This is a genomic window from Phaeobacter sp. 11ANDIMAR09, from assembly GCF_001294455.1.
Taxonomy (GTDB): Bacteria; Pseudomonadota; Alphaproteobacteria; order Rhodobacterales; family Rhodobacteraceae; genus Pseudophaeobacter.
On the sequence record NZ_LIKT01000020.1, the window covers coordinates 34,902 to 50,095 of the forward strand.

13 protein-coding genes are annotated in these 15,194 nt (G+C 58.9%); 10 read left to right on the plus strand and 3 right to left on the minus strand.

The window, feature by feature from the left end; genetic code table 11:
- Positions 1-142: 142 nt before the first annotated feature.
- The 6 genes from AN476_RS15970 to AN476_RS15995 all read left to right on the plus strand — a co-directional run bounded on the left by AN476_RS15970 (position 143) and on the right by AN476_RS15995 (position 6,632).
- Positions 143-1,387 carry a sarcosine oxidase subunit beta family protein gene (locus AN476_RS15970; protein WP_054462599.1) on the plus strand — a complete coding sequence of 415 codons (1,245 nt, stop codon included), beginning with the start codon at positions 143-145 and terminating at the stop codon, positions 1,385-1,387.
- Positions 1,387-1,875, plus strand: coding sequence for a hypothetical protein (locus tag AN476_RS15975; protein ID WP_054462600.1), 489 nt, complete (start codon positions 1,387-1,389; stop codon positions 1,873-1,875). Before AN476_RS15970 ends, AN476_RS15975 begins: the two co-directional genes overlap by 1 nt.
- A complete protein-coding gene (locus tag AN476_RS15980; RefSeq protein ID WP_054462601.1) occupies positions 1,869-2,210 on the plus strand; it encodes a sarcosine oxidase subunit delta in 342 nt (113 codons plus the stop codon). Before AN476_RS15975 ends, AN476_RS15980 begins: the two co-directional genes overlap by 7 nt.
- Positions 2,211-2,256: 46 nt before the next feature.
- Entirely contained in the window at positions 2,257-5,289 is a 3,033-nt protein-coding gene (locus AN476_RS15985) for a sarcosine oxidase subunit alpha family protein (RefSeq protein ID WP_054462602.1), read from the plus strand.
- Complete coding sequence (locus AN476_RS15990; RefSeq protein WP_054462603.1) at positions 5,282-5,854, plus strand: sarcosine oxidase subunit gamma; 573 nt, start codon at positions 5,282-5,284, stop codon at positions 5,852-5,854. The genes AN476_RS15985 and AN476_RS15990 overlap by 8 nt, the downstream gene beginning before the upstream one ends.
- 514 nt (positions 5,855-6,368) lie before the next feature.
- A complete protein-coding gene (locus tag AN476_RS15995; RefSeq protein WP_054462604.1) occupies positions 6,369-6,632 on the plus strand; it encodes a hypothetical protein in 264 nt (87 codons plus the stop codon).
- A gap of 150 nt (positions 6,633-6,782) precedes the next feature.
- Here the strand turns inward: AN476_RS15995 and AN476_RS16000 are convergent, their stop codons facing one another.
- The gene (locus AN476_RS16000; protein ID WP_253279917.1) at positions 6,783-7,568 is read right to left on the minus strand and encodes an FkbM family methyltransferase; all 786 of its coding nucleotides are present in this window, start codon (positions 7,566-7,568) and stop codon (positions 6,783-6,785) included.
- A 124-nt stretch (positions 7,569-7,692) separates the two neighbouring features.
- On the opposite strand from AN476_RS16000, the gene AN476_RS16005 reads away from it, so the two are divergent.
- Positions 7,693-8,295 carry a superoxide dismutase gene (locus AN476_RS16005; RefSeq protein WP_054462605.1) on the plus strand — a complete coding sequence of 201 codons (603 nt, stop codon included), beginning with the start codon at positions 7,693-7,695 and terminating at the stop codon, positions 8,293-8,295.
- Positions 8,296-8,406: 111 nt separating this feature from the next.
- The gene (gene rarD, locus AN476_RS16010; RefSeq protein WP_054462606.1) at positions 8,407-9,312 is read left to right on the plus strand and encodes an EamA family transporter RarD; all 906 of its coding nucleotides are present in this window, start codon (positions 8,407-8,409) and stop codon (positions 9,310-9,312) included.
- A gap of 2 nt (positions 9,313-9,314) precedes the next feature.
- Here rarD and AN476_RS16015 read toward each other — a convergent pair whose 3' ends face one another.
- Positions 9,315-9,857, minus strand: coding sequence for a TIGR00730 family Rossman fold protein (locus tag AN476_RS16015; protein ID WP_054462607.1), 543 nt, complete (start codon positions 9,855-9,857; stop codon positions 9,315-9,317).
- 139 nt (positions 9,858-9,996) lie between these two features.
- Between AN476_RS16015 and AN476_RS16020 the strand changes: the two genes are divergently transcribed.
- Together AN476_RS16020 and AN476_RS16025 are read left to right on the plus strand one after the other, a co-directional pair.
- Complete coding sequence (locus tag AN476_RS16020; protein ID WP_054462608.1) at positions 9,997-11,841, plus strand: LysM peptidoglycan-binding domain-containing protein; 1,845 nt, start codon at positions 9,997-9,999, stop codon at positions 11,839-11,841.
- Between the two features lie 114 nt (positions 11,842-11,955).
- On the plus strand, positions 11,956-13,767 hold the full coding sequence (locus tag AN476_RS16025; RefSeq protein ID WP_054462609.1) for an ABC transporter ATP-binding protein/permease: 1,812 nt from the start codon (positions 11,956-11,958) through the stop codon (positions 13,765-13,767).
- A 97-nt stretch (positions 13,768-13,864) separates the two neighbouring features.
- On the opposite strand, the gene AN476_RS16030 is transcribed toward AN476_RS16025, so the two are convergent.
- Positions 13,865-15,073 carry a 50S ribosomal protein L11 methyltransferase gene (locus AN476_RS16030; RefSeq protein ID WP_054462610.1) on the minus strand — a complete coding sequence of 403 codons (1,209 nt, stop codon included), beginning with the start codon at positions 15,071-15,073 and terminating at the stop codon, positions 13,865-13,867.
- Between the last annotated feature and the right edge of the window lie 121 nt (positions 15,074-15,194).

Below are 15,194 nucleotides of genomic sequence, written 5' to 3' on the forward strand. Positions count from 1 at the left end.
CTGGGCAGCTGCGCGCTCCTGTCCAACTGCGGTGAGACGGGGCGCATGTCGCAAGAATGCAAAAATGCGACGATAAACGGCGTCGGATGCGGTGCCCTCTGAGGCATACCTGTTTACAGTCTCGAACCAATCGGATTCGCCCATGAAACGCTATTCAGCCTTTGCTGTCGCGCGGGAAGCCCTGCGCTATCATACCGGATGGGAGCGCGCATGGCGCTCGCCGGAACCGAAACGCCATTACGATGTGATCATCGTGGGGGCAGGCGGCCATGGTCTGGCCACTGCCTATTACCTTGGCAAGAATTACGGCATTACCAATGTCGCGATTATCGAAAAAGGCTGGTTGGGCGGCGGCAATACCGGTCGTAACACCACCATTATTCGCTCGAACTATCTGCAGGATCCTTCGGCTGCGATCTATGAAAAGGCCCGCAGCCTCTATGAGACAATGTCTCAGGATCTGAACTACAACGTGATGTTCAGCCCCCGTGGCGTCATCATGCTGGCGCAGACCGAGCATGAGATCCGCGGCTACAAACGGACTGCGCACGCCAATGCATTGCAGGGTGTGCAGACCGAATGGATCAGCCCCGAGCGGGTGAAAGAGATCGTCCCGATCATCAACCTGCACGGCCCCCGCTACCCCGTTCTGGGGGGGCTGTGGCAGGAACGCGGCGGCACCGCCCGTCACGATGCCGTGGCCTGGGGCTATGCCCGCGCCTGTTCCGACATGGGCATGGACATCATCCAGAAATGCGAAGTCACCGGTGTGCGGGTTGAAAACGGCCGCGTTGCGGGTGTTGAGACCTCCAAAGGTCCGATCGACTGCGACAAGATGGGCATGGTTGTTGCGGGCAATGCCTCGCATCTCTCTGAAATGGCCGGCTTCCGCCTGCCAATGGAATCTGTTGCCCTGCAGGCGCTGGTTTCAGAGCCGATCAAGCCCTGCATGGATGTGGTTGTCATGGCCAATACGGTGCACGGCTATATGTCTCAGTCCGACAAGGGCGAGATGGTTATCGGTGGCGGCACGGATGCGGCCAACAACTACACCCAGCGTGGCTCTTTCCATCATATCGAGGAAACCGTGCGCGCCCTGGTTGAGACCTTCCCGATGGTCAGCCGTCTGAAGATGCTGCGTCAGTGGGGCGGGATCGTGGATGTGACCGGTGATCGTTCGCCGCTGATCTCGAAAACGCCCGTGGGCAACTGCTTTATCAACTGTGGTTGGGGCACCGGGGGGTTCAAATCGATCCCGGGATCTGGCTGGGCCATGGCAGAGCTGATGGCCACGGGTCATTCGCCGCTGACCGAAGAGTTCACGATAGATCGCTTCAAAGAAGGCAAGTTCATCGACGAGAGCGTTGCTGCCGGTGTGGCGCACTGATGACTGTCTTTGACCAAAAGGAAATTGCCAAAACTCTAACCCGCCCGATGGTGTGGGGGATGAACATTGTCAACGTTACCTTTTGGGTTGTTAACTTTCTTGTGCTCGATTTTTGGACCGCAGATTCATTTCAACGTCTTGGGTCTTTGTGGGTAGCTATTCTGGTGTTGCTGTTCGGATTTTCGCGCCTGACCGTGTCTGGGATAGTATCTTTGATAAATGAACCTAGTGGTTTGGAGGAACTAACGTTCTCTGGATCGAAAGTGAGCTTTTTGAGGCGCTTGGCCCCTTCAAAAGGGGCGATGCGTTGGGTCTCAGATAACTCAGAACGTCAGAGTTTGACTTTGATTATGACACATGTGGAAAATCGGCTGATTTACCGTGTCTATTCTACTGAAGTCATATTGTTGACTGTCGCGACTTTACAGTGGGGATATGGGGATATCTTCCACTGTTGGATAAATGGAAGTGGATGGAGCAAATGCTAATCCTTGAATGCCCCTATTGCGGCGTCAAAGCCGAAGAAACCGAACTGGGCGCCGGTGGCGAAGCGCATCTGAAGCGCTATGGCCCTGGCTCGGACGATGACCAGTTCCACGATTACCTGTTTATGCGCGAAAACCCCAAGGGCGTGCATTTTGAACGCTGGCGCCATTCCAATGGCTGCGGCAAGTGGTTTCATGCCGCGCGCTGCACCATGACCATGGAGGTCTTTGGCACCTATTCGGCGCAGACCTATGAGCCGCCGCAGGAGATCAAGGACAAGATCACCGCCAAACGCCCCGGCTGGAGCTGGCGCGAATTCTCGGATGCTTCCGAATGATCCGCCACTTTGAAACCTTCGCCTTTACTTTGAAAGGTCTGAGCACATGAGCACGCGTCTCGCCAAACAGGGCCGGCTGATTGACCGGTCCAAACAGATCGACTTTACCTTTAACGGCAAGCGCATGCAGGGCTATGCCGGTGACAGCCTGGCCTCGGCCCTGCTGGCCAATGATCAGATGATGATGGGCCGCTCGTTTAAATATCACCGCCCCCGTGGCGTCGTTGCGGCAGGCTCGGAAGAGCCCAATGCGCTGATGCAGCTGGGCTCGGGCGATCGCTACGAGCCCAACCAGCGCGCCACCACCACCGAGCTGTTTTCCGGCCTGACCGCCAAATCGCAGAACCACTGGCCCAGCCTGGAATTCGACGTTCTGTCGATCAACAACAAGCTGAGCCGGTTCCTGACGGCTGGGTTCTACTACAAGATGTTCATCCATCCGCGCCCGCTGTGGAAACACGTCTACGAGCCGATTATCCGCAAATCCGCCGGTCTGGGCGAAGCGCCGGACAATGAGCTGAAGGATCCTGACACCTACGAACACTTCTACTTCTTTGCTGACGTTGTGGTGATCGGTGGCGGTGTGGCTGGTCTGCAAGCGGCCAAGGCTGCTGCCGAGAGCGGTGCCAAGGTTCTGGTGCTGGAAGAAAACAAGCACTGGGGTGGTCGTGCGTCGGTGGATGGCGGCACCATCGACGGTGAAGAGCCTGAGGTCTGGATTGAAAAGACCCTGGACGCGCTGCGCGGCATGAACAACGTCACTCTGCGTGATCGTTGCATGGCCTCGGGTGTCTATGACCACGGCTATGTTCTGGGCTATGAGCGCCTGACAGATCACGCACCAGGCCAGGGTGGTCCGCGTCATCGTCTGTGGCGGATCCGTACGAAACAGATCGTCACCGCAACCGGTGCGATTGAGCGTCCGCTCTCCTTTGCTGGCAACGATGTGCCCGGCGTGATGCTGGCGGCCGCAATGCGCGACTATGTGGTGAACTGGGGCGTAACCCCTGGCCAAAAGGTCGTGGTTGCCACCAACAATGACGATGCCTATCGCACCGCCCTGGCGCTGCATGAGGCGGGTGTCGAAGTGGTCCGCGTGGTGGATGCCCGCGAAACCGGCGGCGGTGCTCTGATGGAAGCGGTGCGCGAAAAAGGTATCCGGGTTGAGCTGGGCCGCGCCATTGCCAAGGTCAAGGATGGGCCCCGTGTCACCAAGGTCGCCATCTGTGCCCAAAATGGCGAAGGCGGAGCTCAGGAAGAGGTCGAGGCCGATGCGGTTGCCATGTCCGGCGGCTGGTCGCCTGTTGTCCACCTGTGGTCGCACTGCGGCGGCAAGCTGAACTGGGACAAGGAGCATGCCTTCTTCCGCCCCGATCCCGCCCGTCCTCCACTGGGCGACAATGGAACAGGCTTTGTGATTGCCACCGGCGCTGCCAATGGCAATCTGGGTCTCGGGGCTGTGCTCGAGGATGCAGCTGCGGCAGGTTCACAGGCGGCTGAGGCCGCTGGTTTCCCCGCCAAAGCCGTGGCTTCTGCCAAAGGCGTGTCGGAGGCCGAGACCGCGATGGAAGCGGTCTGGCTGATGCCTGCCAAGGCAGATATCAAGCTGCGGATGAAGTCCTGGCTGGATTATCAGAACGACGTCAAGGTCTCGGATGTGCAGCTGGCGGCCCGTGAAGGCTATGAAAGCGTTGAGCACACCAAGCGCTATACCACATTGGGCATGGCGACCGATCAGGGGAAACTCTCCAATATCAACGGTCTGGCGATCCTTGCGGACAGTCTGAATTCGGAAATTCCGCAGGTTGGCACCACCACCTTCCGTCCGCCCTATCACCCCATTTCCATGGGTGCGATTGGCGGCGAGGCGCGCGGTGAAATCTTCCAGCCCGTGCGCAAGACGCCGATCTACGACTGGAACGATGCCAATGGCGCGGATTGGGAACCGGTTGGCCAGTGGCGCCGTCCCTTTGCCTATACCCGCAGCGGCGAGAGCCGTCATGACGCGGTGAACCGCGAAGTGAAGAACACCCGCGAAAATCTCGGGCTGCTCGATGCCTCGACCCTGGGTAAGCTGATCGTCAAGGGCCCGGATGCGGGCAAGTTCCTCGACATGATGTACACCAACATGATGTCGACCCTGAAAATCGGCAAATGCCGCTATGGCTTGATGTGCAGCGAGAATGGCTTTTTGTCCGATGATGGTGTTGTTGCCCGCATCGACGAGGACACCTGGCTGTGCCACACCACCACGGGCGGTGCCGAAAGCATCCACGCCCATATGGAAGAATGGCTGCAGACCGAATGGTGGGACTGGAAAGTCTATGTCGCCAATGTGACCGAGCAATATGCGCAGGTTGCCGTAGTTGGCCCCAAGGCCCGCAAGGTGCTGGAAAAGCTCAACGCACAGGCCGGTGGCGGCATGGACCTCGGCAAAGACGCGCTGCCCTTTATGGAGTGGCGTGACGGTCAGATCGGCGGCTTTGATGCGCGCGCCTATCGGATCTCCTTCTCGGGGGAGCTGTCCTACGAGATCGCGGTTGCGGCTTCGGAAGGCCAGGCCTTTTGGGATGCGCTGATGGAAGCGGGTAAAGAGTTCAATGTCATGCCCTATGGCACTGAAACTCTGCACATTCTGCGGGCCGAAAAAGGCTTCATTATGATTGGGGATGAGACCGACGGGACTGTAATTCCGCAGGATCTCAACCTGCAGTGGGCCCTGTCCAAAAAGAAGGAAGACTATCTGGGCAAACGCGCCCATCTGCGCTCGCATATGGCCGATCCGGACCGCTGGAAACTGGTGGGTCTGGAAACCACCGATGGCTCAGTGCTGCCCGATGGCGCCTATGCACGTGGCAATGGCGTCAATGCTAACGGCCAGCAGAACGTGATTGGCCGGGTGACCTCGACCTATTATTCGGCGACGCTGGGCCGTGGTATTGCCATGGGTCTGGTTAAACACGGGCCAAAACGCATGGGCGAAGTGATCGAGTTCCCCGGGACCGATGGCACCATCTATAAGGCCAAGATCGTTGACCCGGTCTTCTACGATAAGGAAGGGGAGAAGCAGAATGTCTAATCCTGTCACCGCAACCAATGGCGCCCAGTTTGCGGGCATTGCCACTGTCGCAGATGCCGGGCTGCAGGGGATGATCACCCTGCGCGGCGATCTTTCCTCTTCGGTTCTGCAGGCGGCCGTTAAGGCCGCCACCGGGGCCGCGGTGCCTGCGCAGCGCAAGATCGAGATTTCTGACAACGGCGCTGCCGCCTGGATGTCACCGGATGAGCTGCTGCTGCTGGTTCCTTATGAGCAGGCCGTGGCCAAGACTGCGGAACTGGCAGAGGCGCTGAAGGGCGAGCACGCCCTGGCCGCCAATGTGTCGGATGCGCGCTCCTTCCTTAGCATTGCAGGAGAGGGCGCCCGCGAGACCCTGGCCAAGATCGCACCGGTGGATCTGTCGGCTGAGGCCTTCAAGCCTGGGGACTTCCGCCGCAGCCGGACAGCCCAGGTGGCCGCGGCCTTTTGGTTGCAAAAGGACGGCAGCTTCCGCGTGGTCTGCTTCCGCTCGGTTGGCGCCTATATGTTCAATCTCTTGTCAGCTTCGGCACATCCTCAATCCGCGGTTGGGGTTTACACTGCCTAGGGGCAGGTGCTGAACAAAATGCAGAAAAGTAAATCTAGGGTGCCCTCAATTTTCTTTGGGGGCACCCTTTTTGTTTGCGCTTTTTTGCAGGGCCGCCGGTGATCTAGAGCAAGCCACTTCCCCAGAGATTTTAGGAAAAGGGACGCACTAACAGGACATAGGGTTCTTTGGGCTGGAAAGGCAGTTGCCCCTGAGAGAAACGCGCTGTTTCCTAAGGGAAATCACCTATTTTTTCACTTTTGTGAAACTAAGCGGTGTGGTAAACAACCCCTGGTGGATTTTGTCAAACTTGCCTCCCTCGCGTTTCCTGGAGGGTTCGGGCAGGTTTTTATGTTGCGTAGGTGGTCCTGAGAGCGGAATGGCTTGGTATTTTAACAGTTTGTTGCCTGCGTGTGTTTTTATATTCGGCGCCAATATCGCTGTGGCAGAGACATTCAGTTGCTCATTAGAACCTGTGACTAAATCCGGCTGGATCCCAGCGCGGGTCTTGGTGCAGTTTTTGGAAGGGCATGAGATGGCGCGTATTCGTGCCTCGGAGGAGGGGGGACCGGCACCCGCGGTGATGAAACGGCGCAGCGATAGCTCTTATCTCCTGGACTGGACCCCGAGCCGGGCCCTCATGGCCAAAGCCACTGAACTGAGCAGTGATCGCTACAGGGCGGTTTTGAACCTGGGGAACCTGAAGGTTTCGCTGCAGGTTTTGACGGAAACAATGCCTGGCACCCTTTCGCCGCGCGGGGCAGGGACTTGTATTCGCATCGACGGTTCAATTCCCTAGATCTCTGTGTTGGAGGCCTACGCAGCATCCGGAACGGAGAGGGGGCGATTTTGGTCCAAGCACTGTTTGATCCACGCAACATGAGATATAGACCGTGAACCGAGATGCCTTTTTTCACGGCGGGACATTGGGTCTCTCCTGACGCTGAAATCAACCTTTGAACAAAAAGGTTGGAAATTGGGTCAGTGCGCGCTCTTGCGTGAGGGTGTCAAAGCCAGAGGCCCGGCCATTGTCCTCGAGGCAGGTGTTGTAAAAGGACAGGCTGTCGGCCAGTTCCTGCATGCGCTGTTTACGCGTTTCGGAATCCAGAAACGGCGCATGGGTGGACAGGTACAGGGCTGGGCGGTGTTCTTTCAGCCAGGGAAGAAGGCTGGGAAGCACGTCAAATTCAGCGCCCTCAATGTCCATTTTGACCAGGGACACCCGGCTCAGGTTGGCGGAGCTTGCAAAATCTTCCCAGCCCAGGGTGATCACGTCAGAGCCGTGTTCGCCATCATTGAGCAGGCTGGTCATGCTGTCGCCGGCCTCGCCACCAAAGGAGGCCATACGAGCAAGCCCAACGCCTTGGCTGAGCGCCACGGAGAAGGCCGAGACGTTGTTCACCGCGTTCAGTTCCAGGTTCCAGGCCAGATGGCGAAAAGCCACCGGGTCGGGCTCAAAGCAATAGACCCGGCGTGCCTTGGCCGCACCATAAAGAACGGTGGGGCCAATCCAGGCGCCGATATCCAGGTAGTCGTGATCCCGGTCCAGATGGGCATCCAGAACGGCAAAGGTTTCCGGCTCCCAGGATCCTGCAGAGGCCTTGCGCCAGAATTTGGAGTGATAGGGGTCGAGACGAAAGGGAATGCCATTGAGCGAGCCCAGATAATAGCCCCGGGCGCGGTAAAACATCTTGCGCGCGGCGGTCCAGGTCTTGGTGACCTTCTGTGCGATCATCTCGAATTTCCTCATTTTTGCACATAAGACATGCGGGGTTTTCGTGTCTTGGCCCTTGACCTGCTGCCGCCTGAGCCGCATGTATCTGCACAGGAACGCAACAATAAATTTACAGGGGTCCATCATGGCTTTTGAACTTCCCGATCTTCCTTATGCACATGACGCGCTGGCCGCCAAGGGCATGTCGGCAGAAACTCTGGAATACCACCACGATCTGCACCACAAAGCCTATGTCGACAACGGCAACAAGCTGATCGCCGGCACCGAGTGGGACGGCAAATCGCTGGAAGAGATCATCAAGGGCACCTATGACGCCTCTTCGGTGGCGCAGAACGGCATCTTCAACAACATCTCACAGCTGTGGAACCACAACCAGTTCTGGGAAATGATGGGCCCCGGCGATTACACCATGCCAGGCGAGCTGGAGAAGGCTCTGGTCGAAAGCTTCGGCTCGGTTGACGAGTTCAAGTCTCAGTTTTCTGCAGCTGGCGCTGGTCAGTTTGGCTCCGGCTGGGCTTGGTTGGTAAAGAACGCTGACGGTTCGCTGGCTGTGACCAAGACCGAAAACGGTGTGAACCCGCTGTGCTTTGGCCAGACCGCCCTGCTGGGCTGTGACGTTTGGGAGCACTCCTACTACATTGATTTCCGCAACAAACGCCCTGCCTACCTGTCGAACTTCCTCGACAACTTGGTGAACTGGGAAAACGTTGCTTCGCGTCTGGGCTAAGCCCTACCGCCTGATGAATTAACGACAACGCCCGGCCTTTTGGCCGGGCGTTGTTGGTTTTGCTGGCCGCAACGTGCGCAATGGGAACAGGTGACTTTTGGAACAGAAACCATGACCGAGACCACCAAGGGTGTGGCGGCGATGATTCTGGCCTGCACGGTCTGGGGGCTGTCCGGGATTTTCTATAAACTGCTGGCCCATATCCCTCCCGAACAGGTTCTGTCTCATCGTGTTCTGTGGTCCGCAGTGTTTTTTGCCTGTGTTCTGGCTCTGCAGGGACGCTTGGCGCTGCTGACAACGGTGCTGTCAGAGTGGCGGCAGGTACGGGTGCTGATGCTGGCGACAGCGATGATCTCTCTGAACTGGTTTATCTTTATCACCTCTGTGCAGATCGGACGCGCGACCGAGGCCTCGTTGGGCTATTACATCTTTCCCTTGGTCAGCGTGGTTTTGGGGCGCCTGATCTTTGCGGAACGGCTCAGCCCATCGCAGGGCCTGGCGATTGCCCTGGCGTCTCTGGCAGTTGTGGTTTTGACCTATGGCCTGGGGGTGGCACCTTGGATTGCCCTGGTGATTGGTTGCAGCTTTGCCATTTACGGCGTGGTCAAAAAGGGGCTCGACATTGGCCCTGTTGTCTCGGTCACCGCCGAAGTCTTGCTACTGCTGCCAATCGCCCTAGTGGTGATTGTGCTCACAGGGGGGGGCGGTTTTCAGGGCAATGCGCTGGATGCAGGGTTTTTGATGCTCTCTGGTCCCTTGACCGGGATGCCGCTGATCCTGTTCAGCTATGCGGCCCGGCGCGTGGCATTGGGCAGCGTTGGCGTTTTACAATACATTAACCCAACGCTACAAGCTCTTGTCGCAACACTGATTTTTGGAGAGCTCTTCACCCAGTGGCATAGCATGGCCTTTGCCCTGATCTGGGGCGCGGTCATCATCTTTTCCCTTGGCGCGCTCCACCGGTCACGCCAGGAGGTGAGACAAGCACGCGCTGCCGCCAAGGCCACCAATGCCTGATATCAGGCGCTCAGGATTTCCATCACTTGCTCTGGCGTCTCGGCCCAGATGAGGTAGTCGCGCAATGTGTCTTCGGCGAAGCCCTGTTCCAGCATGTGCTCCACCAGGGCGCGCAGCTTGTCCCAATATCCCGCCACGTTCAGGATCACGATGGGTTTGCTATGTAGCCCCAATTGACGCCAGGTCAGCGCCTCGAACAGCTCATCCAGCGAGCCCGGTCCCCCCGGCAGCACCACCACCGCATCGGCATTATACAGCATGACTTTCTTGCGCTCATGCATGGTCTCGGTGACGACATAGGTGGTAAGATCGCTTTTGCCCACCTCGCGCTTCACCAGATGCTCGGGGATGACGCCAAAGGTTTCACCGCCCGCGCCCTGAGCCGCGCGGGCCACAACCCCCATCAAACCCACATCTCCGGCACCATAGACCAGACGTAATCCGCGTGTTGCAAGCATCACCCCCAGGCTTTCGGCGGCGCTTTCGTAGGCGGGCATTGCCCCAGAACGGGATCCGCAATACACACAGACCGATTTGATACGCATGAGTGGGCCTTTCGCTGAGATTTCAAGGGGAAACTAAACTGGTGTTTTGACCCTAGATAGCGTGATTGATAGGCTGCCTCAACCAGGTGCATGACGTGGTTTCAACAAGAAACCCATTGGCACTGAAGGAAGGAAGAAGATGGCGGGCACAGGTGAGACAGGTGGGCTGAGCGGATTGGCTCTGGGAGGGGCTGTTGCGGCGGTTGTCGTGGTTGGCGGAGCAACCATGGCCTGGCTTGGCCTGTTCAATGGCGGTGGCAATGCGCCTGTTCCACGGGATGAGGCTGCCAATTCGGTTGCTATTTCTCCCTCGGCGACACCGCCGGTGGTGATCGAAGGGGTGTCGCAGCAACCCGACCCTGTCGTGGCTGCGCCCACTGTTTTGGAAGCCGAAGCCGTTGCGCCGGAGCCAAGCTCGGAGATTGCCTCTCAGGAAATGGATCAGGTCGAAGCTGCCGAGACCTCACAGGAAGAGGTGCGCGCGGACAACGAAGCGGATGCACCGGCTGCTGCCGGGGCCGAGAACGCGGCCTCTGCGGGGGGCACCGAAACAGCCGAAACAGGCGAAACTGCAGAGAATGACAGTACAGACAGTGTCACCAGTTTAGATACTGACGCCTCTGTCGCCCAGGGCGCTGCCGCTGAGGCCACAGATGTTTCCCCCCAAGACAGCAGCGCTGTGGGGCAGACCTCTGCCGATTTGGAAGACGGGGCAGAGGTGGCATTGTTTGATGCGCCACTGCTTGACCTGGTGCGGGTTGGGCCCAGTGGCGAAACAGTGATCGCAGGTCGCGCCACCGAGGGGCTTCTGGTCGAGATCCTGGTGGACGGCGAAGTTGTCGAGCAGGCAGAGGTCCAGCCAGGCGGGGATTTTGTCGCCTTTGCCGATCTGCCGCCTAGCAGCCAACCGCGAGTGATTTCGCTGCGCGCCAGTGCCCAGGGCCAAGAGCGGCTGTCCGACAGCAGCTTTATCGTCGCGCCGGCCAGCCCGCTGCCTGCTGCATCTGTTGTTGCCTCCGCGCCGGAGGAAACATCGGCACCCGAGCAGCCGCTCTCTGAGGAGATCGTGCAGTCCGAAGCGCAAGACCTGGCCGAGGGAACGGTGCCGTCAACCGAGGCCGCGTCTGATGACCGTGAAGAACGCGCTTCGGTTCAGGCTGAAACGGAGGGCGAAGGTGCCGCAACTGTGGCATCTGCGATGGCCGAAACCGCTCTCGATACTTCTGATGCTGAACAGGATACGCTTGTAGCCAAGGCACCCGAAGGTGTCGCGACGGATGCACCTGAGCCCACAGAGCCCGCGACTGCGGTGACTTCCCCCGAGGCAGGGGCAGCAGCGGATACCGCAACTGCAAGGGCTGAACCGATGGCCACCAGCCCGGGACCTGCCGAAGACACAACTGAGGTCGTGACCCAACCAGCGCCGCAGCCGCAACCTGCGCAGGTTGCGGTGTTGCGCGCCGATGCTGACGGGGTCACCCTGGTGCAGCCCGTCGCGCAAAAGCCCCAGGGCAAGGTGGTGCTGGACACCATCAGTTATTCCGACAGGGGCGAGGTGCAATTGGCGGGCCGGGCTGGCGCTGCCTCTGGTGTCCTGGTTTATCTGGACAATGCGCCGGCAGCGCAGTTTACCGCTCAGGAGAATGGCAGCTGGGGCGGTCGTCTGGAGGCTGTTGAGCCGGGTGTTTACACCCTGCGCCTGGATGAGGTCGATGCGGCGGGCAAGGTTCTGAGCCGGTTGGAAACGCCTTTCAAACGCGAGGCTCCTGAGGTCCTGCAGCCGCCAGTTTCCGAAGGTGCGACAGGCGAGGCCGCTCCATTGGTGCGCGCTGTCACCGTACAGGAGGGCGATACGCTCTGGGCGATTTCGCAACAGCGCTACGGCAGCGGGTTCCTGTTTGTACGGGTTTTTGAAGCCAATCAGGATGCCATCCGCGACCCGGATCTGATCTATCCAGGCCAGGTTTTTGCCTTGCCGGAATAACCAGAGAAACCTGACGCAAGACGCGCCCTCTTGGGGCGCGTTTTTTGCTGCACCCCTGGCGGCGACACCTGCCAGTCCCTATTTGTCATGCATTGAGCCAGGAAAGCACGCCCCATGCCCCCAGCAGAAACATCTATCGCCAGCGACGAGCGTCGGTCCGGCCTGCGAACCCTGCGCCGGATGGGGCCATATCTGTGGCCAAGCAGGCATCTATGGGTCAAACAGCGGGTGGTTTTGGCCATTGCGGTGTTGGTTCTGGCGAAGCTGATCGCCGTCTACACACCTGTGCTGTACAAGGGCGCGGTGGACAGTCTGGCGGCCGAAGGCGTGCCACCGCTGGCCTTGGGGGCTGTTGGCCTGACCATCGCCTATGGCGTAGCGCGGATCTTTACCACCGGGTTTCAGCAGCTTCGGGATGTGATCTTTGCCCCGGTGGGGCAGCGCGCCCTGCGCCATCTGGCGCTGGAGACCTTTACCCATATTCATCGCTTGTCGATGCGCTATCACATCACGCGCAAGACCGGGGGACTGTCACGGATCATCGAGCGTGGCGTCAAAGGCGTTGAGTTCTTGTTGCGCTTTTTGCTGTTCTCCATTGGCCCTCTGGTACTCGAGCTGCTCTTGGTCGCGGTGATCCTGACGGTGCTGTTTGACGCCTGGTATCTGTTGGCGGTGGGGGGGACCATCGGGCTCTATATTTGGTTCACCTTTGCCATCACCGAATGGCGGGTAAAGCTGCGCCGCGAGATGAACAAACAGGATACTGATGCCAATCAAAAGGCCATCGACAGTCTGCTGAACTATGAAACAGTCAAGTATTTCGGAGCCGAAAAGCGTGAGGCAGACCGCTATGACGGGGCCATGCGCGCCTATGCCAAGGCTGCCCTGAAGACCGCCTATTCGCTGGCATTTTTGAACTTTGGCCAAAGCCTGTTCATTACCGCTGGGTTGATTGCCGTGATGGTGATGGCGGCGATCGGGGTGCAAAATGGCGAATTGACGGTCGGTGATTTTGTTATGGTCAACGCCTATATGATCCAGATCACCGTGCCGCTGAATTTCCTGGGCACGGTCTACCGCGAAATCCGCCAAAGCCTGGTGGATATGGGCGAGATGTTTGACCTGCTGGAGCAGCCCGCCGATGTGGCTGATGCCAAGGATGCCTCTGAGCTGAAGGTCACGGGCGGCGAGATCCGGCTCAAAGACGTGCGCTTTGGCTATGACAGCGACCGCGAGATCCTGAAAGGCGTCGATCTGGTGGCGGGGGCTGGCCAGACGGTGGCGATTGTTGGTTCTACGGGATCCGGGAAATCCACAATCGGGCGGCTACTGTTTCGCTTTTATGACGTGACTGGCGGCGCGCTGACCATTGATGGGCAGGATGTGCGCCAAGTCAGCCAGGAGAGCCTGCATGCCGCCATCGGCGTGGTGCCACAGGACACGGTGCTGTTCAACGATACCATCCGTTACAACATTGCCTATGGCCGCGATGGTGCCAGTACGGCTGAGGTCGAACAGGCGGCCCGCGATGCGCAGATCCATGATTTCATCGTCAGCCTGCCCGAAGGCTATGACACCCAGGTTGGCGAACGTGGGCTAAAACTCTCAGGTGGGGAAAAGCAACGGGTGGGGATTGCCCGTACCCTATTGAAGAACCCACCGATCCTGTTGTTGGACGAGGCAACATCGGCGTTGGATACTGAGACCGAACAAGAGATCAAGGACGCGCTGGAGCGGGCCGCAGAGGGGCGTACAGTTGTGACTATTGCCCATCGGCTGTCGACTGTGGCCGAGGCCGATTTGATTGTGGTTCTGGAACAGGGCGAAGTGGTGGAGCAGGGCAATCACGAGGCGCTGCTGGCCCGCGAAGGCCGCTATGCGCATCTGTGGCATCGACAGCAGGCGGATGATCAGACTGCTGCGTGATGGTTTGACTTGGTAGCGCTTGCATCAAAAATGCGGCCCTTCCCCCGCAGATACCGGAGGAAGGGTCGCAGCTCATGTCTTTTCCAGTCTGCACAGGTCAGTGAACCGGAGAGACCTGGTGCTCCACAGGCATAGCCACAGTCGGATGCCATGGGGCATTGACCTGCGGGGCAGGCGCCTTGACCATCTGATGTGGCTGACTCCAGGCTTGGTTCACCCAGATGGTGGCGGCAGGGACGCGCGTCGCGCTGAACTCTTCCTCATGTGCACAAAGGCTCAGATGGGAGGCGTCATGCTGGGCGGTGATGGTCATCTGATCTCCCGGCTGCGCCGCTGTAGGCCTCTGCAGCAGATAGGCAGTACGCCCCCAATGACCGCCGGAGTGCAGATCGTTGCTGACCAGGATGCCGGGCGCCAACTCCATCTCAAAACTGACCAGAACCGCGTGCAGGGTGCCGGGCTCGGTGCAGGGCAACTGCGTGGTGATTGCGCCGGGGGTGATGTCTGGCTTGGCAAAGTCAAACCGGAACAGATCTGTTGGGCCCCCTAGGGGCCGCATCTGGCAGGTGGAAAAGTCACCAGGCGTGATCTGTGCCACATTGGCAAGCTGGTTAAAGGCTGTGAGGTCAAAGCCCTCCGCCTGCTGGGGCTGCCATTGATCCACAAGCCTCTGGCTTTGAACCAGTTGCGCCTTTAGCACCCCACGTTCCGGGATCGTGCGGGCATTGGGTTTGGCCAGATGCGCCATGGCGTGGCTTAGCGTGGCCAGCGCGCCTTCGCCGAGCAAGACGGTGTCGACGATCTCTGACAGGACCAGATCTGCGGGCTCGGGAATGTCCTCGCCAATCACAATTTCATGCGACCACTTCTGCAAAACGGTGATGCGGTCGGCAAGACCGTTGTCCGTGATCACTTGCCGTGCGGCCTGGGCGATCAGGGGCTGCTGCTCGCAGGTATAGACATGTTTTGCCCCCGCCCGTGCCGCCAGCATTGCCGTCAGACCGGCGCCGCAGCCGATATCTAGCACCACATCTCCGGGGGTCACCTTGGCTGCAATGGCCTTGGCATAGGCCTGGTTGCGTGCGGTATCTGCGAGCATCGGAAAGTGCCAGCGGGGCACAAACATCTGATGCAGGCGTTCCTGAAACACCTGGGCCGCATGGTGGTGCGGATCATGGGAGAGGGCCGCAGACAGCAGGTGTGAGGTCTTGAGACCGCCGTCGACGAGAGGTTCGGATTTTGCACGCTGCACAAGGCGTTCTGCCTCTGCCGCGCCTTGGGGCTGGATGCCTGCCGTTTCTGGCATTGGGTTTTTCAGCAAGTTTTAGAATTCCCTATTTGAAGCAAATGTGACTGTTTTGGATAATCACGCTGCCGTTCTAAGAAATCGTAAAATAATGAGGTCAAAACAGAGGCAATTGCCCCTA

Coding starts and splice junctions, on each gene's coding strand:
- AN476_RS16000 (WP_253279917.1), bottom strand. CDS start 7,568: ATGATCGCACAGAAGGTCACCAAGACCTGGACCGCCGCGCGCAAGATG.
- AN476_RS15995 (WP_054462604.1), top strand. CDS start 6,369: ATGGCGCGTATTCGTGCCTCGGAGGAGGGGGGACCGGCACCCGCGGTG.
- AN476_RS15985 (WP_054462602.1), top strand. CDS start 2,257: ATGAGCACGCGTCTCGCCAAACAGGGCCGGCTGATTGACCGGTCCAAA.
- AN476_RS16025 (WP_054462609.1), top strand. CDS start 11,956: ATGCCCCCAGCAGAAACATCTATCGCCAGCGACGAGCGTCGGTCCGGC.
- AN476_RS16015 (WP_054462607.1), bottom strand. CDS start 9,857: ATGCGTATCAAATCGGTCTGTGTGTATTGCGGATCCCGTTCTGGGGCA.
- AN476_RS15970 (WP_054462599.1), top strand. CDS start 143: ATGAAACGCTATTCAGCCTTTGCTGTCGCGCGGGAAGCCCTGCGCTAT.
- AN476_RS16005 (WP_054462605.1), top strand. CDS start 7,693: ATGGCTTTTGAACTTCCCGATCTTCCTTATGCACATGACGCGCTGGCC.
- AN476_RS16020 (WP_054462608.1), top strand. CDS start 9,997: ATGGCGGGCACAGGTGAGACAGGTGGGCTGAGCGGATTGGCTCTGGGA.
- AN476_RS15990 (WP_054462603.1), top strand. CDS start 5,282: ATGTCTAATCCTGTCACCGCAACCAATGGCGCCCAGTTTGCGGGCATT.
- AN476_RS15975 (WP_054462600.1), top strand. CDS start 1,387: ATGACTGTCTTTGACCAAAAGGAAATTGCCAAAACTCTAACCCGCCCG.
- AN476_RS16030 (WP_054462610.1), bottom strand. CDS start 15,073: ATGCCAGAAACGGCAGGCATCCAGCCCCAAGGCGCGGCAGAGGCAGAA.
- AN476_RS15980 (WP_054462601.1), top strand. CDS start 1,869: ATGCTAATCCTTGAATGCCCCTATTGCGGCGTCAAAGCCGAAGAAACC.
- rarD (WP_054462606.1), top strand. CDS start 8,407: ATGACCGAGACCACCAAGGGTGTGGCGGCGATGATTCTGGCCTGCACG.